At 40.2% G+C, this 25,623-nt stretch carries 27 protein-coding genes, 1 pseudogene and 3 riboswitches; of the genes and pseudogenes, 16 read left to right on the forward strand and 12 right to left on the reverse strand.

All coding sequences use genetic code 11. The features are described 5' to 3' along the window. Nucleotides 1-404: 404 nt before the first annotated feature. Complete coding sequence (locus tag OSJ91_RS21010) at nucleotides 405-1,556, forward strand: CAP domain-containing protein (protein WP_485890354.1); 1,152 nt, start codon at nucleotides 405-407, stop codon at nucleotides 1,554-1,556. A gap of 90 nt (nucleotides 1,557-1,646) precedes the next feature. Here OSJ91_RS21010 and OSJ91_RS21015 read toward each other — a convergent pair whose 3' ends face one another. Continuing rightward, a complete protein-coding gene (locus OSJ91_RS21015; RefSeq protein WP_101223498.1) occupies nucleotides 1,647-2,840 on the reverse strand; it encodes a nucleoside transporter C-terminal domain-containing protein in 1,194 nt (397 codons plus the stop codon). 165 nt (nucleotides 2,841-3,005) lie between these two features. Beyond that, nucleotides 3,006-3,106: riboswitch (purine riboswitch) on the reverse strand. Between the two features lie 255 nt (nucleotides 3,107-3,361). On the opposite strand from OSJ91_RS21015, the gene OSJ91_RS21020 reads away from it, so the two are divergent. Beyond that, nucleotides 3,362-4,066 carry a DUF421 domain-containing protein gene (locus tag OSJ91_RS21020; RefSeq protein ID WP_485890355.1) on the forward strand — a complete coding sequence of 235 codons (705 nt, stop codon included), beginning with the start codon at nucleotides 3,362-3,364 and terminating at the stop codon, nucleotides 4,064-4,066. A 103-nt stretch (nucleotides 4,067-4,169) separates the two neighbouring features. Here the strand turns inward: OSJ91_RS21020 and OSJ91_RS21025 are convergent, their stop codons facing one another. Then, entirely contained in the window at nucleotides 4,170-4,916 is a 747-nt protein-coding gene (locus OSJ91_RS21025; RefSeq protein WP_350299804.1) for an alpha/beta hydrolase, read from the reverse strand. Nucleotides 4,917-5,226: 310 nt separating this feature from the next. Between OSJ91_RS21025 and OSJ91_RS21030 the strand changes: the two genes are divergently transcribed. Then, complete coding sequence (locus OSJ91_RS21030) at nucleotides 5,227-5,547, forward strand: PadR family transcriptional regulator (protein ID WP_350299805.1); 321 nt, start codon at nucleotides 5,227-5,229, stop codon at nucleotides 5,545-5,547. Nucleotides 5,548-6,055: 508 nt separating this feature from the next. Here the strand turns inward: OSJ91_RS21030 and OSJ91_RS21035 are convergent. Both OSJ91_RS21035 and OSJ91_RS21040 read right to left on the reverse strand, forming a co-directional pair. Beyond that, nucleotides 6,056-6,205: a hypothetical protein gene (locus OSJ91_RS21035; protein WP_485890356.1), complete on the reverse strand. Its 150-nt coding sequence runs from the start codon at nucleotides 6,203-6,205 to the stop codon at nucleotides 6,056-6,058. Nucleotides 6,206-6,226: 21 nt separating this feature from the next. Next, nucleotides 6,227-6,769 (reverse strand): VUT family protein, encoded by a 543-nt coding sequence (locus OSJ91_RS21040; protein WP_202311604.1) that lies wholly within the window; start codon nucleotides 6,767-6,769, stop codon nucleotides 6,227-6,229. Between the two features lie 50 nt (nucleotides 6,770-6,819). Further along, nucleotides 6,820-6,862, reverse strand: a riboswitch (PreQ1 riboswitch). A gap of 250 nt (nucleotides 6,863-7,112) precedes the next feature. On the opposite strand from OSJ91_RS21040, the gene OSJ91_RS21045 reads away from it, so the two are divergent. Together OSJ91_RS21045 and OSJ91_RS21050 are read left to right on the forward strand one after the other, a co-directional pair. After that, nucleotides 7,113-7,595 carry an SRPBCC family protein gene (locus OSJ91_RS21045; RefSeq protein WP_350299807.1) on the forward strand — a complete coding sequence of 161 codons (483 nt, stop codon included), beginning with the start codon at nucleotides 7,113-7,115 and terminating at the stop codon, nucleotides 7,593-7,595. 28 nt (nucleotides 7,596-7,623) lie between these two features. Then, nucleotides 7,624-8,064 carry an SRPBCC family protein gene (locus OSJ91_RS21050; RefSeq protein WP_485890357.1) on the forward strand — a complete coding sequence of 147 codons (441 nt, stop codon included), beginning with the start codon at nucleotides 7,624-7,626 and terminating at the stop codon, nucleotides 8,062-8,064. 179 nt (nucleotides 8,065-8,243) lie between these two features. On the opposite strand, the gene OSJ91_RS21055 is transcribed toward OSJ91_RS21050, so the two are convergent. Both OSJ91_RS21055 and OSJ91_RS21060 read right to left on the reverse strand, forming a co-directional pair. Further along, a complete protein-coding gene (locus tag OSJ91_RS21055; protein ID WP_350299808.1) occupies nucleotides 8,244-9,215 on the reverse strand; it encodes an HD domain-containing protein in 972 nt (323 codons plus the stop codon). A 45-nt stretch (nucleotides 9,216-9,260) separates the two neighbouring features. After that, nucleotides 9,261-9,545, reverse strand: a complete 285-nt coding sequence (locus tag OSJ91_RS21060) for a hypothetical protein (RefSeq protein WP_350299809.1) — start codon at nucleotides 9,543-9,545, stop codon at nucleotides 9,261-9,263. Between the two features lie 236 nt (nucleotides 9,546-9,781). Between OSJ91_RS21060 and OSJ91_RS21065 the strand changes: the two genes are divergently transcribed. Then, a complete protein-coding gene (locus OSJ91_RS21065; protein WP_485890358.1) occupies nucleotides 9,782-10,351 on the forward strand; it encodes a TetR/AcrR family transcriptional regulator in 570 nt (189 codons plus the stop codon). A gap of 51 nt (nucleotides 10,352-10,402) precedes the next feature. Beyond that, nucleotides 10,403-10,750: a DUF4260 domain-containing protein gene (locus OSJ91_RS21070; RefSeq protein ID WP_485890359.1), complete on the forward strand. Its 348-nt coding sequence runs from the start codon at nucleotides 10,403-10,405 to the stop codon at nucleotides 10,748-10,750. Between the two features lie 44 nt (nucleotides 10,751-10,794). Here OSJ91_RS21070 and queE read toward each other — a convergent pair whose 3' ends face one another. From queE to queC, 3 genes are read right to left on the reverse strand one after another with little or no spacing between them, the layout of a single operon-like run. Beyond that, the gene (gene queE / locus OSJ91_RS21075; RefSeq protein WP_350299812.1) at nucleotides 10,795-11,523 is read right to left on the reverse strand and encodes a 7-carboxy-7-deazaguanine synthase QueE; all 729 of its coding nucleotides are present in this window, start codon (nucleotides 11,521-11,523) and stop codon (nucleotides 10,795-10,797) included. Further along, the gene (queD, locus tag OSJ91_RS21080) at nucleotides 11,516-11,986 is read right to left on the reverse strand and encodes a 6-carboxytetrahydropterin synthase QueD (protein WP_101223055.1); all 471 of its coding nucleotides are present in this window, start codon (nucleotides 11,984-11,986) and stop codon (nucleotides 11,516-11,518) included. The genes queE and queD overlap by 8 nt, the downstream gene beginning before the upstream one ends. Further along, nucleotides 11,986-12,651, reverse strand: coding sequence for a 7-cyano-7-deazaguanine synthase QueC (gene queC, locus OSJ91_RS21085; protein ID WP_350302923.1), 666 nt, complete (start codon nucleotides 12,649-12,651; stop codon nucleotides 11,986-11,988). Before queC ends, queD begins: the two co-directional genes overlap by 1 nt. Before the next feature lie 55 nt (nucleotides 12,652-12,706). After that, nucleotides 12,707-12,749, reverse strand: a riboswitch (PreQ1 riboswitch). 629 nt (nucleotides 12,750-13,378) lie between these two features. Between queC and OSJ91_RS21090 the strand changes: the two are divergent. The 9 genes and pseudogenes from OSJ91_RS21090 to OSJ91_RS21130 form a co-directional block, all read left to right on the forward strand. Then, nucleotides 13,379-13,675, forward strand: a pseudogene (locus OSJ91_RS21090) (HAMP domain-containing protein); the annotation flags it as partial. A 120-nt stretch (nucleotides 13,676-13,795) separates the two neighbouring features. Then, nucleotides 13,796-14,614 (forward strand): methyl-accepting chemotaxis protein, encoded by an 819-nt coding sequence (locus OSJ91_RS21095; protein WP_485891927.1) that lies wholly within the window; start codon nucleotides 13,796-13,798, stop codon nucleotides 14,612-14,614. Nucleotides 14,615-15,055: 441 nt separating this feature from the next. Beyond that, nucleotides 15,056-15,271 (forward strand): hypothetical protein, encoded by a 216-nt coding sequence (locus OSJ91_RS21100; RefSeq protein ID WP_214770800.1) that lies wholly within the window; start codon nucleotides 15,056-15,058, stop codon nucleotides 15,269-15,271. Between the two features lie 790 nt (nucleotides 15,272-16,061). Further along, a complete protein-coding gene (gene pgsB / locus OSJ91_RS21105) occupies nucleotides 16,062-17,243 on the forward strand; it encodes a poly-gamma-glutamate synthase PgsB (RefSeq protein ID WP_048687556.1) in 1,182 nt (393 codons plus the stop codon). A gap of 15 nt (nucleotides 17,244-17,258) precedes the next feature. After that, a complete protein-coding gene (gene pgsC / locus OSJ91_RS21110; RefSeq protein ID WP_048687555.1) occupies nucleotides 17,259-17,708 on the forward strand; it encodes a poly-gamma-glutamate biosynthesis protein PgsC in 450 nt (149 codons plus the stop codon). A 10-nt stretch (nucleotides 17,709-17,718) separates the two neighbouring features. Beyond that, nucleotides 17,719-19,002 (forward strand): CapA family protein, encoded by a 1,284-nt coding sequence (locus OSJ91_RS21115; protein WP_485890360.1) that lies wholly within the window; start codon nucleotides 17,719-17,721, stop codon nucleotides 19,000-19,002. 74 nt (nucleotides 19,003-19,076) lie between these two features. Then, nucleotides 19,077-20,660 (forward strand): gamma-glutamyltransferase family protein, encoded by a 1,584-nt coding sequence (locus OSJ91_RS21120; RefSeq protein WP_485890361.1) that lies wholly within the window; start codon nucleotides 19,077-19,079, stop codon nucleotides 20,658-20,660. Nucleotides 20,661-20,729: 69 nt separating this feature from the next. After that, the gene (locus OSJ91_RS21125; RefSeq protein ID WP_157831026.1) at nucleotides 20,730-20,879 is read left to right on the forward strand and encodes a CapE family protein; all 150 of its coding nucleotides are present in this window, start codon (nucleotides 20,730-20,732) and stop codon (nucleotides 20,877-20,879) included. 83 nt (nucleotides 20,880-20,962) lie between these two features. Continuing rightward, entirely contained in the window at nucleotides 20,963-21,601 is a 639-nt protein-coding gene (locus OSJ91_RS21130) for a poly-gamma-glutamate hydrolase family protein (protein WP_485890362.1), read from the forward strand. Here the strand turns inward: OSJ91_RS21130 and OSJ91_RS21135 are convergent. The 3 genes from OSJ91_RS21135 to OSJ91_RS21145 form a co-directional block, all read right to left on the reverse strand. Beyond that, on the reverse strand, nucleotides 21,598-22,800 hold the full coding sequence (locus OSJ91_RS21135; RefSeq protein WP_350299817.1) for a C40 family peptidase: 1,203 nt from the start codon (nucleotides 22,798-22,800) through the stop codon (nucleotides 21,598-21,600). The two genes, OSJ91_RS21130 and OSJ91_RS21135, sit on opposite strands and share 4 nt — an antisense overlap. Before the next feature lie 686 nt (nucleotides 22,801-23,486). Continuing rightward, the gene (locus OSJ91_RS21140; RefSeq protein ID WP_485890363.1) at nucleotides 23,487-24,152 is read right to left on the reverse strand and encodes a DUF2642 domain-containing protein; all 666 of its coding nucleotides are present in this window, start codon (nucleotides 24,150-24,152) and stop codon (nucleotides 23,487-23,489) included. A 24-nt stretch (nucleotides 24,153-24,176) separates the two neighbouring features. Continuing rightward, on the reverse strand, nucleotides 24,177-25,532 hold the full coding sequence (locus tag OSJ91_RS21145; protein ID WP_350299819.1) for an arsenic transporter: 1,356 nt from the start codon (nucleotides 25,530-25,532) through the stop codon (nucleotides 24,177-24,179). Nucleotides 25,533-25,623: the final 91 nt, after the last annotated feature.

Consider the following 25,623-nt stretch of genomic DNA (forward strand, 5'->3'; position numbering starts at 1 on the left):
GTAAGGCACCTGTTTTATCCTTCTTTCTTTTTGGTATAATATGTAATATTACATCATTTAAAGTGTTTATTTTTTAATCGAAGAAGTATAATGGTGTAACCAAGGAGTGTCGGGATAGCCGGAACAATCATTTCGAGCATTGTAAACGGCATATATATAAACATAGGTGTGAATCAGTATGGCTGGCTAGGATCGATTGCGATACTGATTTTATTATTCGTCTGGTATAGAAATAAACTTCAGTTCAGTGGCTGGTACTCGGAAAAGGGAAGGAAAAGCTTCCAAAAACGGCCTCACAAATACTCATTCTGTGTTCACTATTTTTGTTATGTGCCCCACCTGTCTTAAGTTTGGTGCCGATGATCTTTCATTAAACGGGATTTTATATCCTGGATAGAGCAGGAGTGAACGATTTGCGGAAATTGTTTAATATTGTGGTCCTCATACTCCTACTCTCTGGATTATGGTATGGATATGGTAAAGATATTCAGGAGTCTGGATTCAAAGCGGGGGTTAGTGCCTTTGCATCAGATGTTCGTTCAGTTATAAACGGGCCCGAGGTTACGACAGCCTTGGAAAAACTGAGTACTGGAGTCAGCAGCCTGATTGGCTCGCTGACGGAAACATTGGATACCGCTTCTGAAAAAGAATCTAAAGAAACGGAAAAAGTGAAAAAACCAGCTCTGGAAGCACCTGCTGATGCATCCTTCTCAGTCCGTAATATCGAAATTGGCGACACGAAGGATGATGTAGAAAAATTGGCTGGTAAAGCTAAACGGAATACGCGAAATGAATATGGCGTAGACTGGTTTGCCTATCACGAAAATTATCAAAACTTCTTCATGGTTGCCTATGATAACAACAATAAAGTTGTTGGTTTATATACGAACCAAGATTTGATTTCCTCAAAGGAAGGCATTAAACGCGGAACTCCCAAAGAAACCGTGACTGGGAAAATGGGGGAGCCTGTAACAAAACTGCTTAAAGGAAACGTCTATTACCAGATTCGAAGTGACAGCGGCGAATACGATATGTTTGAAATGGATAATAGCTATGTGACCATTTTTTATGACAAACATGAGAAAAATACAGTCACGGCAATCCAAATCATCGACGCAAAACTCGAAAAGCAAAAGAGCGGCTATTTTGCAGAAGCCGGTCCCGGATTAAAGAAGGGCTTTGAATATCAATTATTCGATTTGACCAATGCCTCACGGGTCAATCATGATCTCTCCGTGCTATCATGGGATAAACAAGTGAAGGTCACTGCACAGGATCATAGTTCAGATATGGCCTTGAATCAATACTTCAACCATACAAACCTTGAAGGCGAATCCCCTTTCGACCGGATGGAAGATGACAAAATCAATTTTCGAATGGCTGGGGAAAACCTGGCTGCCGGTCAGAATAGCAGTATCTATGCCCATGAAGGCCTAATGAATTCCATTGGACACAGGGAAAACAAATTACAGAAGGATTTTGAATCGCTCGGTGTCGGAGTTGCCTTCGATGAGGAAGATAAACCATATTATACGGAGAACTATTTGACGAAATAAACGAAAAAGCTGTGCATGGGAAAATCCTGCACAGCTTTTTTCATACAAGTGAGGGCATCCATTTATAAAAATGGATGCCCATGTTTTAAATCACCAAACGAATAATCCAACGACCATGGCACTTAGCAAGGAAACAGCCATCCCGCTAACCAACAGCTTCCAAACATTCCTTCCGATAATGTTCGACTTCTCATCATTGAGGATGGAATTGAATGTTCCATAGATCATGCCCACTGTACTGAAGTTCGCAAATGACGTCAGATAAGTGACAGCCACAGCGACTGTATGCGGAGGCAGTGTACTGACTTTATCTTTTAAATCGAGCAATGCTACGAACTCATTTGTGGCAAGCTTGATTCCCATCAATTGAGCGACATACATGGCATCATGTCCAGATAATCCAAGCAAGAATGCAAATGGACTAAAAATGACAGAGAATATCTTTTGAATGGTCAATCCATCCACGAAGAAACCGAAAATGCCGTTTACGCTGGCCGTTAACGCCACATAGCCGATAACCATTGCCATGATGACGAAGACCATTTTTGCACCAACCAGCATACTGTTGGAAATGGTGGAAAAGAAATCTTTACGTTCCTCTTTAGAAGGTACATAAACGACGTCTTCTTCTTTACTGACATCGACGGGATTCAGCATGTTAGCTATCAGCAAGGCATTTAAGCAGTTCAAAGGTATCGCTACAAAAACATAGGTTGCCGGTACCATGGACAGGTAGGCTCCAATGATTGAACCGCTAATGCTGCTCATGCTCATGATTCCAAATGTCAAAAGACGCTGATCCTTAATCGCACTGAGTTGAAGGCGGAGTACGGCAAGTGCCTCAGTATTTCCTAGGAACATCATCTGAATCGAAAAGAAACTCTCAAGTTTTGGCAAGCCGGATACTTTTGAGATGAGCCATCCCACTTTATCAATGATCCAGGTAAGTATACCGAAATACGATAAAACATCAAAAAACGTGATAATGAAGATAATTGGCATCAATGCGCTGAAAAAGAAATCCACTTGTTCATTTGCCATAAGCGAAGGAAAGACAAAAGAAATCCCTTCATTCGCACATTCAATCAACCAGGTGAAGAATGAAGCGATCAGATTGATGACCCACGCCCCTATTTTTGTCGATAACATGAACCATGTGATAAGCAATTCAAGAACCAGCAAGGTAAGAATCGCTTTCCACTTAACGTTCCTTTTATTAGGTGAACAAAGGTAAACGATGCCCATTACAACTAAAACACCTAGTATATTCAATAAGAAATACATGCTTTCATCCCCTTTGGCTATATCATTTCCCATTCGTTTTTTTTATATAAAAAGCCCTCACCTTTTTACACCTTCAGCCGCAGGAAGAAAGTGTGAAAAAGTAAGAGCCTACATTCAAACATGTTATTTGGATCACAAGCGAACCAACATAAACCTGTCCATCTCTTCTATTTCATACTTCCTTGTAGTCCGGCATTACGGCTGCCAGGTAGAAACTATCAGACCATCGTCACTGATATTATACAAGGATATTTTTTAAATAAATTTCTTAGGAAAGATATCATTTTAAATCAGTTTAATTTTAATTACAATACGTTATAAAGTTGTTATATTAATATAAATTTTTTGAAAACAGTCAAGAAAGTCTTAGAAGGACCGATGTTGGGTAATACTTAAGAAGGAGCTGGCTTAAATTATAAACGGCCCATCTAAAGAGGTCTTTAAATAAGCTTCCCAGTTGTTTCAATTCATCCTACTGACCATTACATCTCCTTTGCAGGAAATAAGGACGTGAATTTTTTGTGGACTTTTTTAATAGCCAGGAAACTCTTACTGCAATCCAGTGGACTTTAAGAGCCATTATATCCTTCTTCTTCTTACTTTTTTCGGTTAAATTAATGGGGCAACGGTCCATTTCCCAGTTAAGATTACTTGATTTCATAATGGCATTAATTATTGGAAACATTCTTGCCCACCCTTTGTCAGATGAACAGTTAGGTTTGAAGGGCTCAATGATTACGACCTTTGTTTTAGTGATTTTATATATAATTAGTGTGTTTACGGGTCTTAAGTGGGGCAAAATCCGAAGGTTTTTTGACTCCGCCCCCTTTCCACTTATCGAAAATGGACAAATCATTTACAAAAGCTTAGCAAAAGCCCGAATCTCCATCGATTTTTTATTATCGGAATTAAGAAAAGAAAAAGTCGAAGATATTCAAAAAGTGTCCCTCGCACTATGGGAACCGGGTGGTACCATTTCATTGTTTTTATACTCTCAATATGAAGCAGTAACCCCAGCAGATATGCACCTAGAAACAAATGCCTTCGCTTTTCCTAAAACGATTATTAAAGAAGGGAAGATCGATTCTAAAGAATTGAAGCGGGGCGGCAAAGACGAAGCATGGCTTAAAAACAGAATCAAGATAACATATAATGCCGATGTGAACGATATTTTATTGGCAACTCTTGATAATAACGATAACTTAAAGGTCTTTTTCTACAAATAGATTTTCAGCCAAAATAAAATCCCCTCAAGCATTGTGTTAAAGCCTACATATGAATGCAGGCTTTACACACGTTCAACTTAAAGGGGATTTATAAACTCGCTTATTACTCCGACCAATTCAGTGTATTCAAGAACTTATACACATCTTCATACACCTGTTCACGTTCTTTGCCCAATGTGATAATATGACCTGATTTTTCATACCATATCAAGTGTTTATGCTGCGTATCGACTTCATTGAAAATCGCTGTAGCACTCTCAGTATAGTCGGGATCATCCAAGCGCCCTTGCAGAACAAGAGTTGGTGATGTGATTAAATCTAAATTTTCACCTGTCTCATTAATAATATTCAGCACATCTTTTAGTTGAGGCATAGGCTCTTCTTCCAGCAGCTTCACTTCTGCAGCAATTTGGTCTGCATCTTTGCCCTCAAATTTCTTATAAGCCTGTGCATAATTGAGCAAGCGGTTCTTTTGTCGATCGATACTTTTCCCTTGCGTCGGAGCGCACATTGAAACTACGCCTTTTACAGGCAATTCAATTCCCACTTTTAATGAGAACACTCCTCCTAAAGAAATTCCTACAACAGCAATTTCTTCATATCCTTCTTCTTTAAGGAATTTATAGCCATTAACTACATCTTCCCACCATTCCTTTGGACCAGTCTTAACGAGTTCCTCACCAGACACTCCATGCCCTCTATAAAGAGGTCCGTGGCAAGTATAGTCGAGATCATTCAAGTATTTCCCTAATTTCTTCATATCTCCTGTACTTCCGGTAAACCCGTGAAGTAAAAGAACAGCTCTCTTTCCACCAATATATGTGAATGGCTCTGGTGCTTTCACTTTCATCTATCTAGGACCTTCTTTCTTTGCTCTTGTTGATAAATAGAATCTAAATGATTTTCGAAAAAAAATCAATTAATACCCCTTGAGTAGGGATTCTTCTATCCTATTCCGTATTTTCATTAAAACAATTAAATCATGTATATAGTATCCTTACCACACTCTTCACAACTCATCCGTTCCGAAGCACATTTTACTATGATTAAATTTATTTAGCAATCGTCATTTAACCATTTTTTTTAAGAAAAGTAAAATGCACCTTGTGATACGATGTACAACGTATTACACTTTAAAAATGAAAAGGAGGAGAATTTATTTGGATAAAGAATTAATGAAGGGAAGCATTGACCTCCTTTTGCTTTCACTTCTTTCACAAAAAAAGCTATACGGCTATGAAATCACGAAGATCTTGAAGGAAATGAGCATGGGCAAATATCAAATAAGTGAAGGCACCCTCTACCCCGCCCTTAAACGGTTAGAAAAAAAAGAATTCATAAAAGGCCATTGGCAAGAGTCCGAGTCAGGCCGCAGGAAATATTATCATGTCACCGAAAATGGACAAACCGAACTTGAGCGGAAGCGAGAATGCTTTTTCTTCCTCGAAAAATTAGTTCGGAAAAGCACAGAGCAATTTTAAACAATATACAAAGCTTCCTAGCCCCATTAATGGAACGGTGCAGGAAGCTTTTTTTGATTTTTACTCGTGAGTTTGGGCTAATTACTCTTGAATTTGTCCTGCACTCATAATTTCGCACTGTTTATTCGTGAAATTCTCGCTGTTTACTCAGGATTTCGCGCTATTCTCATGATTTCGTGCCATTTACCGTGAATTTTGCACTTTTATTCGTGAAATTCATGCTGCACTCATGATTTCGCTCTGTTTACTCGTGAATTTTGCACTTTTACTCGTGAGTTTCGGCCATTTACTCGTGAGTTTTGCACTTTTACTCGTGAATTTCGGCCATATACTCGTGAATTCGTTCTGCACTCATGGCGTTGCGCTCTTTATTCGTGTATTTGCACTGCACTCATGATTTTGCGCTGTTTAATCATGCTTTAGCGCTATTCTCATGATTTAGTGCCGTTTAATCGTGAATTCCGCACGTTTTACTCGTGAGTTACTCCGTTCACGCAAAAAAAAGGACCTAATTTGGTCCTTTTTTGTCAATTCCTTTATGCTTGCGATAATTGGCGCAGGAGAGCTTCATACATTCCCCTTGAACATGCGCCCCATATTTTTCACGAAAGGCCTCGAGGCAATAGCATTTATCTTCTTCTTTTTTGGTTCCATCCATGTAGTGCATCCCTCCTGGCATTTAACTGGAGACTACACGTTTCTCCAGTTCTACGTTGATTCGTCCCAACAATACGGCACCAATGGACTGAATGATAGTTTTAACGATGATTTGGCCGATGACCGCAGCGGGTACTGCTTCCCATGGCAATATATTGGCACCCAATGGACTTAGGCCAATCACGACAAATATCACCGAATCGAAAAATCCTCCAACGATCCCGCTGTAAAACACCCTCCAACTCATCGGGAGCTTTAAACGGGTATAAATTTCCGTATCCGCTGTTTCTGCGACCACGAAGGATAATGCGGAAGCAAAAACAATCAGTAACGTATCTCCTAATAAAAATGATACACATGCAGATAAAATAAGTGCAGTGACGATGCATATATAGGTCTTCGCGCGGCCGAATTTATTCTGGACCAGATCTCGGAAGATGAAGGTTCCCCCGATGAGCAATGTTCCCATCGGGATGATGAACATGCCAAAATGTAATGGCTCAAAAGCTGCTGTAACCACATTCGCCGTGATGATGGATACTAAATACAATAAAATTCTTAACATTTCTTAATTCTCCTTATACAGAAAAAACAGCACCCTAAGAAAGAGCCCTGTTCTCCTTAGTTTTTTTGAGAGGGTAGCTAGAACCTCTTCCGCCCGGGCGGATTATCATTTTCCTTATTCATCGTAGCTTGAAAGCGATTGGAAATCAAGAAGTTTCCATACGGCCCTTTTATGTCACGGAGAATCCGGTTTTAGCAATGCACTTCAAATCTTCTTCAATGCAATGACTTTGCCGATTTCTGTCGCAAAAAACTGCTTGACCGGCTGTATATGAAAGCCGACAATCAATGATAGAGTTAGGTTACGGTCTTGATATCTTATTTGGCGAGGAGGAAAAAGAATTATGAAAAAAACTACGTTTGTCTATCCTATTTATATCGCAACCACACCAGAGAAGCTTTGGGAAGCCCTGACGAGTGGTGAAGTCACGAAGAAATACCACTTTGGATTGCAAGTACAGTCTGACTGGCAAGAAGGTTCAAGCGTCAAATATATGCTGGAAGATGGGCGGATTACTGATCATGGGAATGTACTTAAGTGTGAGCCGTTGCACCTGCTCTCGTATACATGGAACATGGCAGGAGACGAAACACCTCGCAAGCAGCCTACACGGGTCACTTTTGAATTACAGAAAATGGATGATTCGACTTTAAAGTTAACGCTTAGGCATGAGGAGCTATTGGAGACAGATTTCGTATATGATGACAATACCTTTGAAGGCTTGAATAATGGTTGGCCAGCCATTCTGAGTAACCTGAAGAGCTTGCTTGAAACTGGAAGGACCCTGCCGCCAATATCAGTAGATTGGGATAGTGGAATACAATAAAAACAAATCGAAAGAGAGTTGATTTAGTATGGATACCCAAATAATTACGAAATTTAAGATAATCAAGCCAGCTAATGAAGTGTTTGAAGCCATAGTGAATCCTGAAAAAATCGGGAATTTCTGGTTCTCATCGAGTTCGGAAAGATGGGAACAAGGCCGGACGCCTGCATTGAGATACAACGAATACGATGCTGAAGTGATTATTAATGTAATGGAAGTCGAGGAAAATAGGAAAATCGTGTTTGCGTGGGGCGGAAATGATCAAGAAACGGTTGTTACCATTACACTAAAAGAGTTGGATAATACGAGTACAATTATTGAAGTAAACGAATCAGGTTTGAGTGAAGAAGACCCTGAAATAATAAACAAAATGATCGGACAAAAGGAAGGTTGGGTTTATACATTAACCTGTTTAAAGGGTTATTTGGAAAATGGCGTTAATACTTTGAGAGCATCATTAGTTTTTTAATTATTAAAGGATGCTGGTTCAGATGTATAAGGCATCCGTTAATCAAGCTCCTTCCTGGATGTCGATTGTCTAAATCAACTAATTTTTAAACGGGAGGAGACTTACATGTTTCCGGAAAAAAACTCAAGGATGAATAACACCCTTGAGTTTTTGACTTTCCGTATGGTTTGACACGAAATTCAATCGGAAATCACTTTTAGATACATGCCCTTTGAAGCTTTTTTGTAGGCTTCAATTCCCATTTTCTTGACTTTGTCTGATAAACTGGATGCTCTTATTAATTGGGTTCCTTGAATAACGGAAGGATCAATGAGCCGCACTTTATTTTTCAGATAAAAATCGTAGTCCACTTGATTTTTTTTCACCTTTACGTTACCATGGATCCGTTTTAACAGATTTTGCACTTCATGGTCTTCAGTCAAGCTTAACAAGGACATGACTTCCTCATCTGTACCAAGTAAGTCATCAAGGCTGATCAGTTTTTTAGCCAAAGCCAATTTTAAGGTCTTTGCCAAAATTCCATAGCCATATATATTAAGCGGTTCCATGAAAAAATCAATAACTTCGCTATAATACGTTTTCACAAACCATTCAGCCGATTCAATATTATCCAGATACATCCTTCCATTTATTATGATTACATGGTTTAGAAAGTCATGAACGGATTCCAGTGTGATATGTCCATATTGATACATATCCCGGAGAGTATAATCTACCCGATCGGCACATAACTCAGGTGCTGGCTGTTCAAGCAATTCCCATTTTGATTGAAAAACATCTTCACATTCATATCCATACCTCTTCAGTATTAAGGGGATTTCGGATTCCATAATGACTTGTTCATATATTTTTTCATGATAATCTTCATCCTTACAATCCAGAACGAAATCAATTACATGTGAGAATGCAGTGTGGGATACGTCATGCAGCAAGCCCGCGATTTGTTCTTCCAATGACCCACCAAGCTCTTTTATTAAAAGCATCACACCAATTGAATGGTCAAATCGTGTGACATCCCACTTCTCATTAACTAAATAACTTGCCCCGCCTTGATGTATCCCCTTCAATCTTTGGACCGGTTTGCTTACTATCAGCTCTTCCAGAACTCCCTCTACAATGTGTTCCCCATAGATACTATCCAAAACTATCAATAACTGCCGCCTCCCCCATTAGTTACTCATTACAGGTAGGTGATTTCACTGATTTTTTTCTGTAAAAATTATTTCCCCCTTTTGATTTTGCTCATATTGCTTTTTTACCAATTTTTCCAATTCCTCTTCATCATTCAAATCGATATCACCCGGATTGTCCTCATCAACTCCCTCTATGATCATCATTTCATTTATTATTACCTGATCTCGTGGATACACTTTAAAAAAGTCTTCTACAGGTTTCTTTTTATCTTTATACGGTTTAGTGAATAAAAAATAGCCGGTCAGGACTATGGTAATTGAAGCAAAAATACCGAATTTCTTTTTCATTTATTCATCCCCTCAACGCTCTAATAATACCCTTATAATACCATATAAGGGTATTAACGGTACAAAATAAGTCAAACGCTGCAATGTCCTCAATCCTCCCCTTTGCAACACTGATGGAATTCCGCTTCACAAAATGGTAAAGTTTAGGAATTTATCATTCGATCTAATATTTGACATTTGGAAATCAGTGAGCTAACATCCTAATTAACCAGTGGTCAATAAAAGGAGGTGTCAAGATGTCGCCAAGGAAATCGGCAGGTAAAGAATTATCCAGGGAAATGGTGTTGAATGAAGCTAGAAACCTTTTCGCAACGTTAGGGTATTCCAATGTCTCAATGAGGCAATTGGCTAAATCATTGGATTGCAGCCATGGAGCCATTTATTATCATTTTAAAAATAAGGCGGAAATATTTTACAGTTTGGTAAAAACGGATTTTTCCGTTTTAAATAATTTAATCGATGATATCATCATGTCGGAAAATGACCCTTCTATAAAAATGGAAAAGATTTTATTGTGCTTCTTGGAGTTCGGTTTAACCCAACAGAATCATTATTCCATCATGTTTTTATCGAAGGAAAAAGAAATTCAGCAGTTACTCCAATTTGATTCTAATAAAACATACGAAAGGCTAATCCAGTCCCTGACGGACCTAACGGACAACAAGCTAAATCCTGCATCCATTTGGTCGATTTTTCTTTCTCTTCACGGATTCATAACTTTTTATATTAATTCTGAACTATCATATCAAGATGTAAAAGGTTTAGCTTATTTTCATGTAAAAAATATCATCAGGAACATCATATAATTTTTTTGAATATTATTGACCATTGGTCAAATAAACTTTGGAGGTTTTAATATGGTAAAGAAATACCTTCATATTGAAGGGCTCATGGTCTTTTTAGCGGTGATTTACATCTATTCGTTATATGAATTCAGCTGGTGGATTTTCCTTCTATTGATTTTATCGCCTGATGTTTCCATGCTGGCCTATCTGATCAATGATCGGATTGGAGCAAGGGTTTATAACTTATTTCATACTTATATCCTGTCCAACTTCACGATTTTGCTATCCATTTTCCTAAAGTCGGATGCATTGATGCTGATTGGTTTAATTTGGACAGCGCATATAGGAATGGATCGCTTATTTGGATATGGCCTTAAATACACATCATCCTTCAAAGCTACACATATGCAAAGGTTGTAATAAGCTTAAAAGGCAGTGTGATTAAACATCACACTGCCTTTACTTTACACGCCCCGCTTGTTTCCCCATATATAGGTATGCAGCTGGGGCAGGACTTTCACATCATTCAATTCATCATCTACTATCACTTTATCAATTAACTCTTCGTACTTCTTCAATAGGCCGCTGATCAATTGACGATCATCCGCCGTCCGGCTGTCGTCATTGCCGACCTGCAGATAAAAAGGAATATCCGGGTAACGCCCATGTACATGTTTGGCATATTGATAATCTTCCTCGTTAAAGACGACGATCTTCAATGAGACATGGTTTTCAGGATTTCGATTGGCAAGGTTCGAGATGATTTGGTCGAGCACCGTAAAGTCCGTGTTCATTCCAGAGCTCGGCGGCTTAGGTGAAATAGTCAGTTCATCAATATCGAGAAACCAATCCTGCCATCTGCTCCCTTGGGTTTCGACACCTATTTTCATTTTATTTTCATGTAAGATCGCTATCAAGCCGTTTAGGTTTTTCAGCAGAGCCGGGTTTCCTCCTGATATCGTCACGAAGGAAAAACCAGAACCCCCAATACGCTTCAGCTCATCCCATATTTCTCTAGCAGTCATCTGGACGGTATCTTCCTTACCGGTGCCATCCCAAGTAAATGCGGAATCACACCAGGCACACGAATAATCGCAGCCGGCCGTCCGAACGAACATGGTTTTTTGGCCAATGACCATTCCCTCTCCTTGGATGGTCGGCCCGAAGATTTCCATAACAGGGAGTTTACTCACTTTCCATCCACTCCCTTCTGGCTTCGGCATAGCTTGTCGGCGTTTCGTACAGTCGAACAAATTCGACTCTAGCACCCTCATATTCTTTTAATGAAAGGGATTCGGCCATTTTTTCATAAATCCAGACAACCATATTTTCAGCTGTTGTATTCATGAGCGGCAGGGTTTCATTCAAATAACGGTGATCCAGGTGGATTTCAATTTCATTTTTCCATATATCCTTGATGTCCCCAAAATCTATCATCAACCCTCGTGAATCTGTATACCCGCTTAATCCGAAAATGACCTTATACGTGTGGCCATGCAGGTTCTTGCATTTCCCTTCATAATCATGCAGATGGTGTGCCGCATCAAAGGTGAATTCCTTACTCACGAGAACCCTCTTGTTTGTATACTTCAATTGGCTGCGCTGAATATCTTCATCTATTTTTTGGAGTTTATCCACTATCGTAAAACCGTACATCATGAAAGCACCTTCCGTCTGCTTACATAGTCATCCAGTCCTTTTTTCCGCAGATTACATGCCGGACAATCTCCACAGCCGTCGGAGATGATTCCGTTATAGCAAGTCAGGGTCTTTTCGCGGACAAAGTCGAACGCGCCTAGCTGATCCGCTAGCTCCCATGTTTCCTCTTTATTAAGCCACATTAGCGGCGTATCAATCACGAATGACTGGTCCATCGACAAGTTCAAGGTCACATTCAATGATTTAATGAATACATCGCGGCAGTCCGGATATCCGCTGAAATCCGTTTCACAGACACCGGTGACAATATGTTTAGCGCCAATCTGACTCGCCAGCACTCCGGCAAACGAAAGGAACAGCAAATTCCTCCCTGGTACGAACGTCGACGGCAATTCCCCTTCTTCTCCGTCCGTCACCGCAATATCACTTCTCGTCAGCGCATTTGGTGCCAGTTGGTTCAGCAGCGACATGTCAAGGATATGATGGTTCACGCCCAATTCCTTGGCAATGTTTTGAGCACATTCGATTTCCAAGCTATGCCGCTGATTATAATCGAACGTCACCGCTTCCACTTCCTCAAATCTCTCCATCGCCCAGAACAGGCACGTCGTACTGTCCTGACCTCCACTAAACACAACCACTGCCTTTTCTTTCTTCTTCATTTCTATAAAACTCCTTTTTACGGAAAAAAACAGCACCCTAAGAATAGAGCACTGTTTCTCCTTAGTTTTTTTGAGAGGGTAGCTAGAACCTCTTCCGCCTTAACGCGGAATATTATATTTTTCCAAGTCAATAGTAACTTGAAAACGATAAGAAATCAAGATGTTTATATTAAGAGAACATTAGACCTGATGGAAAATTTGGTTAACTTTTCATTGCTTAAATATCCTTTTATTTATCCGATAAAACAGTGTGAATAAAATATCGATAAAGGGGTCCAATAATTTGAAAAGCATTAAAGCAAAGGTATTGGTGGCATTTTCACTCATCATATCTTTATGTGTCATCTTAGGAGCATTCAACATTTATAGCAGCAACAAGTCACTGGTTTATTCCCAGGATATCATCGAAAAGGAACTTCCGCTTCTTATCCAAGACGAAAAGCTCCTATACAATCTAGCACAAAGAACCGCATACGCCCGGGCCTATATTCTTTATGGTGACGAGAGTTATAAAGAAGGGTTCTTACAATATACTGAAGAAAGCCAGGTCATCCAGGAGGAACTCCTAGCCTTAAGCGATTCTGATAAAGCGAAGGAATTGATCGAGAAAAGCGTGGATTGGAGGACGATGATTGTAGATCGGGTATTTACACAATATGAAAAAGGAAATGAAGAACGCGCTAAAGAGATACTCAAAAATGAAGTGGCGCCAATCAGCAATGAAGTAATGGAGGGTTTCAAGCAGCTTGCTTCGGAACGCGAGGAATTGATTGTCGCTTCAGGTGAAACCGTCATCGCCAGCGGGAAATCGGTTAAGACGACAAGTATCTTCATATCCATTGCGGCAGTCCTTATTGGCCTTGTCCTTGCGGTTGTTACAGCCAACCTCATTACCACCCCCCTCCTTAAAATCAGGGATAGGATGAAAATGGTGGCTGCAGGAGAGCTGAATCATGAGCCCCTGGAGCAAAAGTCAAATGATGAAATGGGCGAACTAACGGTATCCGCCAATCAAATGCAGAAAGACCTTCGTGATACGATCGATAAAATGCTCAGTGTTTCGCAATCCGTTTCCAACCAAATTGAAGATCTGACTCAATCAGCAAATGAAGTGCAGCAGGGCAGCAAACAGATAGCGACTACGATGTATGAACTTTCGGAAGGTTCGGAGTCACAAGCCAACCGGGCATCTGAAATGGTTCGCATCATGGATGATTTCACCGGCAGGATTAAGCTTGCCCACCTAGAAGGGGTGGATGTAGCTAACAGTTCAACCGAAATCCTTTCCTTGACCAAGGAGGGCACCACTTTAATGCGCAGTTCGGTCCAACAGATGCAAAGTATTGATGGGATTGTCAAAAACGCCGTAGAGCAAGTGAAAGGGCTCGATTCTCAATCACAGCAAATTTCGCAGCTTGTGCAGGTCATCAAGGATATATCCAATCAAACCAATCTATTGGCGCTGAATGCAGCCATAGAAGCTGCTCGTGCTGGTGAACATGGCAGGGGCTTTGCCGTCGTCGCCGATGAAGTGCGGAAACTCGCTGAAGAGGTCACACACTCCGTTGGGGATATCACCAATATTGTCTCCGCCATTCAAACAGGTTCAAAAACGGTCGTCCACTCCCTGGAAGATGGTTACACACAAGTGGATGAAGGCACAAAACAAATTACGCTCACAGGCCGAACCTTTGAAACAATTAATCATTCTGTCGGGAATATGGAAATGAAAATACAGCATATAACAGACGAATTGAACTATATCTCCACAAATAGCCAAAAAATCAATCAGGCTATCGAAGATATCGCAGCCGTTTCTGAAGAGTCCGCGGCAGGAATCGAACAAGTCTCCGCCTCCGCTCAGCAATCCAGCTCTTCGATGGATGAAATCACGAATCATGCCAGTGAAATTGCATCCTCGGCAGAACTGCTCACTGAACAGGTTAAGAAGTTCCAATTATGACACTAGCAATTTCCCGAATGCGGGAAATTGCTTTTTCCCTTCCATTATAATGTTGTTTCATTTTCGTTTATTCGGGGAATAAATAACTATACACAATAATAAACCATTAAAAAACAAATCTATCAGAAGCGGCTGGAAGTGGATATTTTCCTTTGTTTTCAGAATATTTAGTGTATAATTAATTAAAGGAATATTTTAACTTAAATAATCATTGCTTCCAATACCTGCTACTGCAAATCCCGAAATTTCCTTTCAACACCATGCACGGGCACTTATACTCAGTAAGGATCCATTGCATGCTTTCTCTTGAATCAAACCATTCACAACTTTATTCTCAAAAAAACACGATTTCCATTCCAAATTTGTAAAAAAAGGTTAAAATCAACTAATGATATGTTACTATTAAACCAAGACCTTTTAACCCCATAAGGAGGAATTCATATGAAACGTTTTTTCAAATTCATCGCAGATTTTAACGAAAGAAAAGCACTGGAACGGGAAACCGAAGAGTTCTTTCGCAAAGAATACGAAAATTATATGAAGATGAATCCTGACAATCAAGGAAAAAGAAGGAGATTAGCTCCTAGACTTTATGTGATTGATGGCGGTAAAAAGGGCTCCAACCTTGAGATTTCTGACAGAAAGAAATCCAGTTAATCTGATTCCTTCCATAATAAGCTACGCATGCTGTAGCTCAAGACCCACAAACGTTAAATCTCCAGGATGAACGGAGATCCGTGACCATTCCATTCATTTACAATATATAAGCCGAAAGCTCAGAAATACTTCTGAGCTTTTTTTATTTTTCATTCTTCTATAAACACTATATCTATAGAAGAAACTAGGTATTTTTTTAAAAAAATGGGTTAACTTTAGTTTATTTCATGTTTTAGGTAAAAGTTCAATTATAGGCCCATGGGTATTTCCGAAGAGAAAAACCGAAAAACATTAAAAAAAAGAGATGTGTGCTTTTACTCATCTTTATCCATATTCAAAAGAGTTCAACTAATTGAGTCGTTAGATGCAATATTTCACATTGAATGACAAATGCATAAAAATTATTACGTTTATGTCAAACAATGGGTATAAACAATTAACAAACTGTAATAAACCTCACTTTTCAAAAATAATTATTATTTAAATATAGCCATTATGAATTAGGTTCAAATGCTCATGAATCTATTTTGATTCTGACCAAAATGGGTTTTTATTAAACTTCCCATAATTTAGTGTAAATAAACCGAGGATTCTCTTGATTTCCAGCCATATCTTTGTACTCATAAAACAATTTATCCCATTAGATACTATTACACTCCAATATACATTTATTTGAAAAAGCTGATAATAACTATATTACGATAGAATAATTGACTCTTGCCTATTAAGTTTAAAATCATGTAGTGTGTATTCAGTAATTCAAATATTTGAAAAAAAGAGAGGTTAAAAAATGGCACCAATATTTATTTGTGCGATCTTTTTGCTTGGTTATGGCATTTTTGAACAAAAACGCCATCAGAAGCGTCTCGACTCCATCCCGGTACGTGTGAATGTGAATGGGATTCGAGGGAAATCCACTGTAACGCGTCTAATTACAGGTGTGATCCAGGAAGCTAAATACAAAACAGTAGGTAAAACAACCGGAACGTCAGCAAGAATGATCTATTGGTTTACCGACAAGGAAAAACCGATTGTACGCCGCCCGGAAGGACCCAATATAGGAGAACAACGGCGTGTAGTTAAAGAAGTTGCCGACTTAGGCACAGAAGCACTGGTTTGTGAATGCATGGCCGTACAGCCTGACTATCAACTAATCTTCCAAAACAAAATGATCCAGGCAAACATTGGGGTCATCGTGAATGTATTGGAGGACCATATGGATGTCATGGGACCGACTTTGGATGAGGTTGCTGAAGCCTTCACTGCTACCATTCCCCATAATGGTCACTTAATAACCATCGAAAGTGAATATTTGGACTTTTTCAAGCAAATTGCCAAAGAACGCAACACAAAAGTGATCGTTGCAGACAATTCCAGAATTTCGGAAGAATTCCTGCGTGAATTCGACTATATGGTATTTCCTGATAATGCATCACTGGCCTTGGCCGTTGCTGAAGCTTTGGGCATTGATGAAAAAACGGCTTTTCGCGGCATGTTGAATGCGCATCCCGATCCAGGTGCCATGCGGATCACCAAATTCGGAGATCCCATCCAGCCAACTTTCTTTGTCAATGGCTTTGCTGCAAATGACGCGTCATCTACGCTGAACATATGGGAACGTGTCAATACGTTCGGATACAGCACAGAACCTCCTATCGTCATCATGAATTGCCGTGCCGATCGTGTGGACCGTACTGAGCAGTTTGCTAGAGATGTATTACCTTACATAAAATCTGAAATCGTCATTGCCATTGGTGAAACCACATCACCGATTACAAGGGTATTCGAGCAAGGGAAATTGGATACTAAAGAATATTGGGATTTAGAAAACTGGTCAACTGAAGAAATCGTGGCCCGTCTCCGCCCATTGATGAAAAATCGCATCGTCTACGGTGTCGGGAATATTCACGGTGCAGCGGAACCATTAATTGAAGCATTCATGAAATCTAAAACAAAGCAAAAAGCAAGTTAAGTAGGAGGAACCTTAATGTTTGGATCGGATTTATATGTAGCCCTAGTACTTGGAGTAACGCTTAGCCTTATATTTTCAGAAAAGACGGGTGTCGTACCCGCAGGACTTATCGTGCCAGGTTATTTGGCATTAGTATTTGATCAATGGGAAATCATGCTGACCATATTGATCATTAGTGTGGTAACTTATTTAATCGTCACTCACGGCCTTTCAAGATGGGTGATTTTATATGGAAGAAGAAAATTCGCCGCCATGATGGTGACCGGGATTTGCTTGAAACTACTATTGGACTTAGTCTACCCCGTCATGCCATTTGAAATATTCGAGTTTCGGGGAATCGGTATAATCGTACCTGGATTGATAGCGAATACCATACAAAGACAAGGAATGCCATTGACACTTGGCAGCACGCTTTTATTATCCGGCTTAACTTTCGGTTTAATGAACGTGTACTACCTATTCTGAGGTGCAAAAAATGAAACGGACTTTAAATGCAAAAGAAAAAACACTTATCTTTATTAAACGCACGAAGAAAAAGAATCTTAAATACACTGGAATCATACTACCTATATTACTAATCGCATTAGTCATTACCACTTGGATGGGACGGGCTGAGGAAGTAAAAACAACCGCTCCAAAATCCGATCAACCATTGACAATGACAATGGTCGGTGATGTGATGATGGGACGTTATGTTGAAGAAGTTACGGAAAGGCACGGGTATGAATACCTCTTCCGGTATATGAAGCCATATTTCGCCAATTCAGATTATGTCAGTGGGAATTATGAACATACCGCTTTAAAAGAAGAGGTATCTAACTACAAGGAAGCAGATACGCCCATCCGATTAAACTCGAATACTAGTGGTGTGGAAGCCGTTAAAGATGCTGGCTTCTCTGTGGTGTCTTTAGCCAATAACCATATGATGGACTATGAAGAACAAGGACTTCTTGACACGATTGATGAATTCAAAAGTGCGGATATGCACTATGTCGGTGTTGGATCAAACACTGCCGAAGCAAAAAACAGCATCGACTATGCGGATGTTAATGGCGTACGTGTCGCAACACTTGGCTTCACAGATATTTACGGTAAGGATGCCGTGTCAAAAAATGATAAAGCCGGACTATTGAACTCCAACCCTGATATATTATTTGAAATGATCGGCAAAGCAAGGAATGCCAAGCAAGGCAACGCAGACTTGGTTGTGGTGAATATGCACTGGGGACAAGAGTATTCAACATCAACAACCGCTCGTCAAAAAGACTTGGCTAAAGCTATCATCGATGCGGGGGCTGACATCATCATCGGCCATCACCCCCATGTGCTTCAATCGTTTGATGTTTATAAAGATGGAATCATTTTCTATAGCTTAGGAAATTTCATATTCGATCAAGGCTGGACACGCACAAAGGATTCAGCTATGGTTCAATACCATTTAGCGGTAGACGGAAAAGCTACAATCGATGTCGTACCACTGCAAATTGAAGAAGCAACACCAAGGCCAGCTACCTCTTCAATTGACAAATCACGTGTTTACCGACAGTTGACGAAGGAAACGAGAGAAAAAGTCCAGTGGTCGAAAAAAGAGGATCGCATCGAGATTACCTTGGATCACAAGAAGGTAATCGACCATAAGGCACAACGTGAACAAGAGGAAAAGGCAGCAATGGAAAAGAAAGCTGCACTGGAGAAAAAAGCAGCACAAGAGAAAAAGGCCGTACAAGCTAAACAACAGGAAATGCAACCCATTCAATAAGGAACGCTTTGTCACTACTATTTGAAGAATGAAGACACACAACTTAGAAGCTCAACGAAAAGGGGGAACAACCGATGATTAACCGTATGACGGGAAAAGTGCTCATATCCCTAAGCTTGCTCATATATATTGCTGGATGTTCGAAGACACCCCCTATTTCTGACACGAATGATCCGATAAAGAGTAAAACGGAACAATCATATGGGGTCAGTTCTTCAAACCCAATCGCAATAGATGTCGGTATGGATATATTGGAAAATGGCGGAACGGCGGCTGATGCCGCCATTGCGGTATCGTATGTATTAGGTGTAGTTGAACCTTATGGATCTGGCGTGGGTGGCGGCGGCGGTATGCTGATTGCCCCGGAATCCGGCGATCCCGAATTTATCGATTATCGTGAATCCTCTCCGGAAGACCCAAGTTCAAGACACGATACAGGGATTCCTGGCTTAGTGGCCGGCATGCAGGTTATAAGTGATAAGTATGGGAGCGTTCCAATGGCAGATCTTCTTCAGCCGGCGATAGATTTGGCTGAAGACGGATTTGAAGTCGACGAATCGTTATCATCACGATTAGAAGCGGCTCAGCCAAGGATATCTTCCGATGCGACTTCACTTTTTTATCCTGATGGTGATGCCATTAAACCAGGCAAAACCCTCGTCCAAGAAAGACTTGCCGATACATTGAAGGAGATTCAGCAGGAAGGTCCTGATGGTTTTTATAAAGGGGAAATTGCGCGGGATATTAAAAGAGAATCAGATATCGACTTGATGGATTTAAAGCGCTATGAGGTGAAAGAACGGAAGCCGGTCCAAGGAGCATTTGCCGGTTATGATGTTTTTACCGCCCCTCCGCCCTTTTCAGGAATTACAGTTCTTGAAATGTTAAAGCTAGCCGAGGAAATGAACCTAGGTGATTCTTCAAGTAAATCAGCTTATATGAAAGTCTTGGGGGGCATCACCGATACTGCTTATCAAGATCGGTCCGCCCATGTTGGAGATGGAATTAGTCACTCCAAGGCGGAAAAATTACTCTCCCCCATTCACTTGGATAATCTTAAAAATAAGATCAAAAGTGAAAAATGGGAAGATAAAGAATCGAATGGTTCCGAAGAACATGAAAGTACGACACACTTTGTGATAATGGACAAGAATGGCACTGTCGTTTCCACAACAAATACGCTCAGTAACTTTTTCGGATCTGGGGATTATACGAATGGATTTTTCCTTAATGATCAATTGAAAAATTTCAGGTCCGGCTTGAACTCTCAAGAGGCATATAAACGGTCAAGAACTTTCACCGCTCCGACCATTCTCAAGAAACCTGGGCGGGAATCGATTGGGATCGGCTCACCAGGCGGTGATAGGATTCCGCAAGTATTGATGCAGGTTCTTTATTCTTATACAGAAAATGAAGGCACATTTCAGGATATCGTCGACCGTAATCGGTTCGTCTTTGATGGAAAGAAGATTTATACAGAAGCCAAGCTTTCGGATGAAACAATATCCGACTTGGAAGATTCAGGATATGAAGTCATTCAGAAGATTTCCCCCATGTATTATGGCGGGGTTCAAGCACTCGTTAAAAACGAGAAAAATGGACAAATATCCGGAGCTGGGGATAAACGAAGAAATGGAAGCTGGAAAGCTCAGCAATAAACGAGCAATCTAGCTCCTCCTTTTCTAAATATCACATGAATTTTAGCGATGTATAAGGGGACTTAGAATATGAATATCGTAAAAAAAATAACAAGCTGGGTCATACCCGTTTTTATAATAGCTGCCCTGCTTGTGACAATGAATACGTTTAAACGGACAGAAACGTTAACACCCGACGAGCAAAAAAAGATAGAACAATATACGACTGTCGAAAAATGAAAAAAGCCGGGGCATCCCCGCTTTTTTTATTTTTGCCGTCAAAGGGCGAAAGATTAAAACCAGTACAGATACGGAGGCTAACCATGAAGGAAAATAACTATACTGATTTTATTGAACTAGAGCAAAATGAACAAGAAGACCTCGATTACCGCATCATCGTTCATCACAGGAATCCTGATATTGCAGTTCTAGCCATACATGGCGGGAACATCGAACCAGGAACTAGCGATATTGCAGCCGCACTTGGAGAGAGACTTTGTGCAAGCACCTATCTATTCGAAGGTCTTAAACCAAGAGGCAACCAGGTCCTCCATATAACATCCCACTTGTTCAATGAACCGGTCGGCGTTTCAATGGCAGCGAACGCACAAACCACCCTTTCCATTCATGGCCACTACGACGTACATAATGCGCTGGTTTACATTGGCGGAAGGAACAAACCATATAAGAACCTTATTCAGCAATGCCTCAACCAAGCTGGATTTCAAACTGAACATGCACCGCAGCACCTTTCAGGGATGAAAGTAAACAACATCACCAACAAATCCAAAACGGGTGCAGGCGTGCAATTGGAACTTTCCACTAAGCTTAGAAAAAGCTTTTTCAAAGGTGATGACTTTACCAGTAAAAACAGGGTAAATCACTGTGATCTTTTTAAACAGTTCGTTACTGCCATTGAAAAAGCGACTCTTGAATATAAACAGATTGAATGGCCTTCTTAGTCCATAAGGCTTTCAACTTGACCGAAGCTTTCGAATTTCTCGGCAAAATAATCTGACGAAAGATTGGAGATATGAACGCCCGTGTTTTCCGTTGTATGGAGAAAACGGCCATCACCTAGATAAATACCTACGTGGGTCACACCCAGCCTTGTTCCTGTGTCCCTAAAAAACACTAAATCCCCTGCCTTTGGATTTTCGATTTTGGGCAGCAATGAGAAGTAATCTGCTGCAGAACCCCGTTTTACTGAAAGGCCCTGTTCCTTCATGACCCAATAAATGAATCCGCTGCAATCCATTCCGATCATCGGATCTTCTCCACCGAAAACATAGTTGAATCCGCGTAGAGTGTATGCATACTTGATGACATCATATGCTTTATCATATGCAGCCTCCTGGTTTACATAAAACGGATATAACGGGTTGCTGTATAGTTGAAGATACTGCCCTTGCATCAACTCATCCGTAGTTAAAGCGTTACGACTCTTGATCGTACTCATGGAAATGCTGTAATTCTCCGATATACTTTTAAGCGTTTCTCCCGTTTGGACGATATGCTCTCCTTTAGGCGTATATGTTTTGTAAGCCACTTGGAATTTTGCAAAGTAATCTTCTGTAGTGGATCTCACCTGAACCGTTTCTGCACCGTATCCAGAATTGACAAATTGGTTTTTGCCGACATAAATACCCGCAGTCACGACTTTTAAGCTGTCTTTTTCCAGAAAGAATATAATATCCCCCATTTTCGGAGTGGCTGTATCCATCCCTTGCTTATAAAAACCATCTACTGTCAAACGGTCGACCGGCACATTTTGCCGGGAAAGCACCCAATGAATCAATCCGCTCGAATCAAATCCTTTTTCAGGCGTCTCCTCTCCAGCTGTCTTTTTAAACCCTATAAAGGATTTCGCATAGTTTGCAATTTTTTTTCCTCTCTCCGACCATTGATAGATGGAAGGAGTATACGCCGTTTGAATGATTGTCAACCTTTGTCCCGCAAATAACTTATCGTCCGGTAAACCATTCGTTTTCATTAATTGCTCAGCCGATATCTCATATGTCTTGGCAATCGATTCAACCGTTTCGCCAGAGGTTACAGTATGCACAGGATCTGCTGCCTCGGCCTTTAAGCCAGGTAAAAAAGTGAAATTGACCATGAATACCAATGTAAGTATCATACCGCTTAATTTTCCATTAAACATTTTAACCCTTCCTTTATACGCTGAAATATTTTTAAATATACGATGTTCAAGTAAACTTCAACATATGAATCTTTTATCCTATCATCCACCCAATCAGATGAGCCTTAACTCTCATCCCAACAATATTATCGGCGAACCTTATAAAACATTTAACCTATTTTTTACAAATGTTCATCAATCCGATTCAATAAAACACTTTCAAAATAAACCATTATTCCTATATTATGTTCTTTTACCGTCACAGTGTGACTTTCCCTGGAGCTACCCAGGTCATGAAAAATGTTCATGGTTGGAATCGAAGAATTACTAGAGGATTTTATTTTTTTGTACAGAATGGGTAAAGTTAGATTAGGCCAGTGATGATAAAGTCGTACTAACGATATAGGAGTGAAGATGTTCAACATAGTTTAGGAGGGACAACGTATTTGAGGTTTGGCATAAACAGACGTTGCTGTAACAGGATGAACTACACATTAGGCTTAGCAATCTCTAAAAAAAGAGCTCGTTTTTTACATGATTAAAAATATTGATGGCCCCATCGGACTCCCATATTACAGATCAAACGGAAATTTATTATGAAGGCGATGGATTTTTGAACAGGAACCCGAATCCATTGGTATCATCCATCATCTAGCAGAAGAAAATAAGGGGAAAGCTTAAAGCGCCTTCCCCTCGTTTCTATGAATCTATGGCATGTACACCGTTTTAATATGTGAAAGCTTCAAAAACACATGATCCCCATTGGCTGTCGTTAATTCAACCAAGTTGTTTTCCGCTTTTTTAAGCATACCGATTTTCATCGGGTCCTCTCCCCCATCAAATACTACTAGCTTTCCTGCATTTTTCTTTAATTGGTCTTCCAAAGAACGCAGCATTGGCACATCTGAAGGGTTAACGGGAAAACTCTCTTTACTGAGTGTATAGGGTGTGGCATTTTGATTGTACGGAGTAAGCCATTTAAGGTGATGCAGCGAGACATACATCATTTTATATACAGGCGAGAAGAATGCAAAGTAATCATTGAAAACATTGGTGATATAGCCGTGTAAAGGAATGTGTCCAGCTACATGGATTTCTGAAAAAACCCCTTTTGCGTTAATTAGTGTTTTACGATAGGAAATCGACGCCATGTCTTCCATCATGGGGGACTCCATGGGAGTTTTAATCTCGTTATCTACCTCTGTACTCAGATTGAATCTATGGACGTGCAGCATAGGAAAATACAAAAACTGCTGTCCATTGAACAACACTAGAATATCCGTGCTCAGATCAGTTAGAATTCCTTTGAAAGTTTTTTTTCCTGAGATTTGGACATCAATCTGTTTACCCAGTAATGCAAAAGCATCACTCATTACTATCTCCTCCTAGGGGGTTATTCAGCTAAAAATCATTTGCACCCAATAAAATAATAAGAGCAGTGTCACCACTGTCGCTATTGGTATGACTATCAGGGATACACTTAAATAATCTTTCCACTTAATTTTCACTTTGTTTTGTTTCAGGATATGCATCCAGATAAGTGAGGCAAGAGTACCGATGGGCAATAATAATGATCCCATGTCACTACCGATTATATTAGCTAGATAGATAGTTTTTAATGTGATCGGATCCAATCCCATTTCGGTTAAGGTAATGGTACCTATCATTAATGCTGGATGATTATTGAAGATGTTTGATAGCATCGAAACCAATCCTCCCATGACAAAGCTCGCACTCAGTAACCCTTGATTTACAATCGGTTCGCATATCTGTACGAGCATGGCTGTAAGGCCTACATTATGTAGACCATAAATGATCACATACATGGAGAATGCGAATATCAGGATGTGCCATGGGGTCTTTTTTAAAATATCGACAGGGTTTGTCCGTAAATGGTACCACCTCCAGATCAGTAAAGATAAAGAGCCAAGTACAGCAACCCACTCGATTGGAATGGAAAAATAAGAAGCTACAAAGAGTAAACAGCGCACCACGAACACATAGAGCAATACTTTCAACATGAATTTTGTGCGTTGCCTTTTTGTTTCAACTGTCATTTTCCCCTTTAAGGGGTGGAAATTCTTAGTGAAGAAACTTTCCTCTATGTCATAAGAAATATTCGGCAGTTTCTTGGGCAATTTTTTCTTGACCACTACGAACATCAACCATGACATGAAGACCAACCCCAAAGTTGCAGGTACAAACATCATGGCAGTATGCATATAAAGCGTCATGTGCACAATTTTCAAAGCGATTAAATTAACAATATTACTCACACCAATTGGCGCACTTGAAGCTGTTGCAATCAATGCTCCACTCAAAAGATACGGGATGGCTTCATGCGGTTTTAATCTGAGATTTTTCAAAAGCAAGATCAAGATGGGGGTCGTAATCATGATGCTGCCGTCGTTATTGAATAACAAGGTCATTAAAAAGCACAATAATTGAATATACCAATACAGACGATACCCCGATCCTCGGGCAAGGATCGCAAGTCTCGCAGCCGCCCAGTGAAAAAAGCCGAAACTTTCCAAGATGACTGCCATGACAATCGTTGCCATGATGGTGATCGATGCGCCCCCGATTTTATTGATGATATCCAAAATATCGCCTTGGGATACTGTGCCATTCAGTAAAATTATCACTGCACCGATTGAAGCTGGCCATGCTTCATTGATACCTCCTGGCCTCCACAATATAACTATCATTGTCATGACGAACACAAAAATAGTCATTCCTATTTCGAAATGCATGTTGTTCTCCCCTTTTTGGGCCTTGAGCCATTGGACCCTACTTGTCCGATTCCTATATATTATTCCCCTTTGTAAAAAAAGCATGGATACT

The sequence above is a fragment of the Bacillus sp. T-10(2022) genome, from assembly GCF_056502895.1.

Coding starts and splice junctions, on each gene's coding strand:
- OSJ91_RS21045 (WP_350299807.1), top strand. CDS start 7,113: ATGAAAAAAACTACGTTTGTCTATCCTATTTATATCGCAACCACACCA.
- OSJ91_RS21065 (WP_485890358.1), top strand. CDS start 9,782: ATGTCGCCAAGGAAATCGGCAGGTAAAGAATTATCCAGGGAAATGGTG.
- OSJ91_RS21100 (WP_214770800.1), top strand. CDS start 15,056: ATGAAACGTTTTTTCAAATTCATCGCAGATTTTAACGAAAGAAAAGCA.
- pgsB (WP_048687556.1), top strand. CDS start 16,062: ATGGCACCAATATTTATTTGTGCGATCTTTTTGCTTGGTTATGGCATT.
- OSJ91_RS21145 (WP_350299819.1), bottom strand. CDS start 25,532: ATGCATTTCGAAATAGGAATGACTATTTTTGTGTTCGTCATGACAATG.
- OSJ91_RS21135 (WP_350299817.1), bottom strand. CDS start 22,800: ATGTTTAATGGAAAATTAAGCGGTATGATACTTACATTGGTATTCATG.
- OSJ91_RS21095 (WP_485891927.1), top strand. CDS start 13,796: ATGTATGAACTTTCGGAAGGTTCGGAGTCACAAGCCAACCGGGCATCT.
- OSJ91_RS21070 (WP_485890359.1), top strand. CDS start 10,403: ATGGTAAAGAAATACCTTCATATTGAAGGGCTCATGGTCTTTTTAGCG.
- OSJ91_RS21140 (WP_485890363.1), bottom strand. CDS start 24,152: ATGAGTGATGCTTTTGCATTACTGGGTAAACAGATTGATGTCCAAATC.
- OSJ91_RS21035 (WP_485890356.1), bottom strand. CDS start 6,205: ATGGATGGAACCAAAAAAGAAGAAGATAAATGCTATTGCCTCGAGGCC.
- OSJ91_RS21050 (WP_485890357.1), top strand. CDS start 7,624: ATGGATACCCAAATAATTACGAAATTTAAGATAATCAAGCCAGCTAAT.
- OSJ91_RS21125 (WP_157831026.1), top strand. CDS start 20,730: ATGAATATCGTAAAAAAAATAACAAGCTGGGTCATACCCGTTTTTATA.
- OSJ91_RS21115 (WP_485890360.1), top strand. CDS start 17,719: ATGAAACGGACTTTAAATGCAAAAGAAAAAACACTTATCTTTATTAAA.
- OSJ91_RS21040 (WP_202311604.1), bottom strand. CDS start 6,769: ATGTTAAGAATTTTATTGTATTTAGTATCCATCATCACGGCGAATGTG.
- OSJ91_RS21015 (WP_101223498.1), bottom strand. CDS start 2,840: ATGTATTTCTTATTGAATATACTAGGTGTTTTAGTTGTAATGGGCATC.
- OSJ91_RS21120 (WP_485890361.1), top strand. CDS start 19,077: ATGATTAACCGTATGACGGGAAAAGTGCTCATATCCCTAAGCTTGCTC.
- OSJ91_RS21130 (WP_485890362.1), top strand. CDS start 20,963: ATGAAGGAAAATAACTATACTGATTTTATTGAACTAGAGCAAAATGAA.
- queD (WP_101223055.1), bottom strand. CDS start 11,986: ATGTACGGTTTTACGATAGTGGATAAACTCCAAAAAATAGATGAAGAT.
- pgsC (WP_048687555.1), top strand. CDS start 17,259: ATGTTTGGATCGGATTTATATGTAGCCCTAGTACTTGGAGTAACGCTT.
- OSJ91_RS21025 (WP_350299804.1), bottom strand. CDS start 4,916: ATGAAAGTGAAAGCACCAGAGCCATTCACATATATTGGTGGAAAGAGA.
- OSJ91_RS21060 (WP_350299809.1), bottom strand. CDS start 9,545: ATGAAAAAGAAATTCGGTATTTTTGCTTCAATTACCATAGTCCTGACC.
- queC (WP_350302923.1), bottom strand. CDS start 12,651: ATGAAGAAGAAAGAAAAGGCAGTGGTTGTGTTTAGTGGAGGTCAGGAC.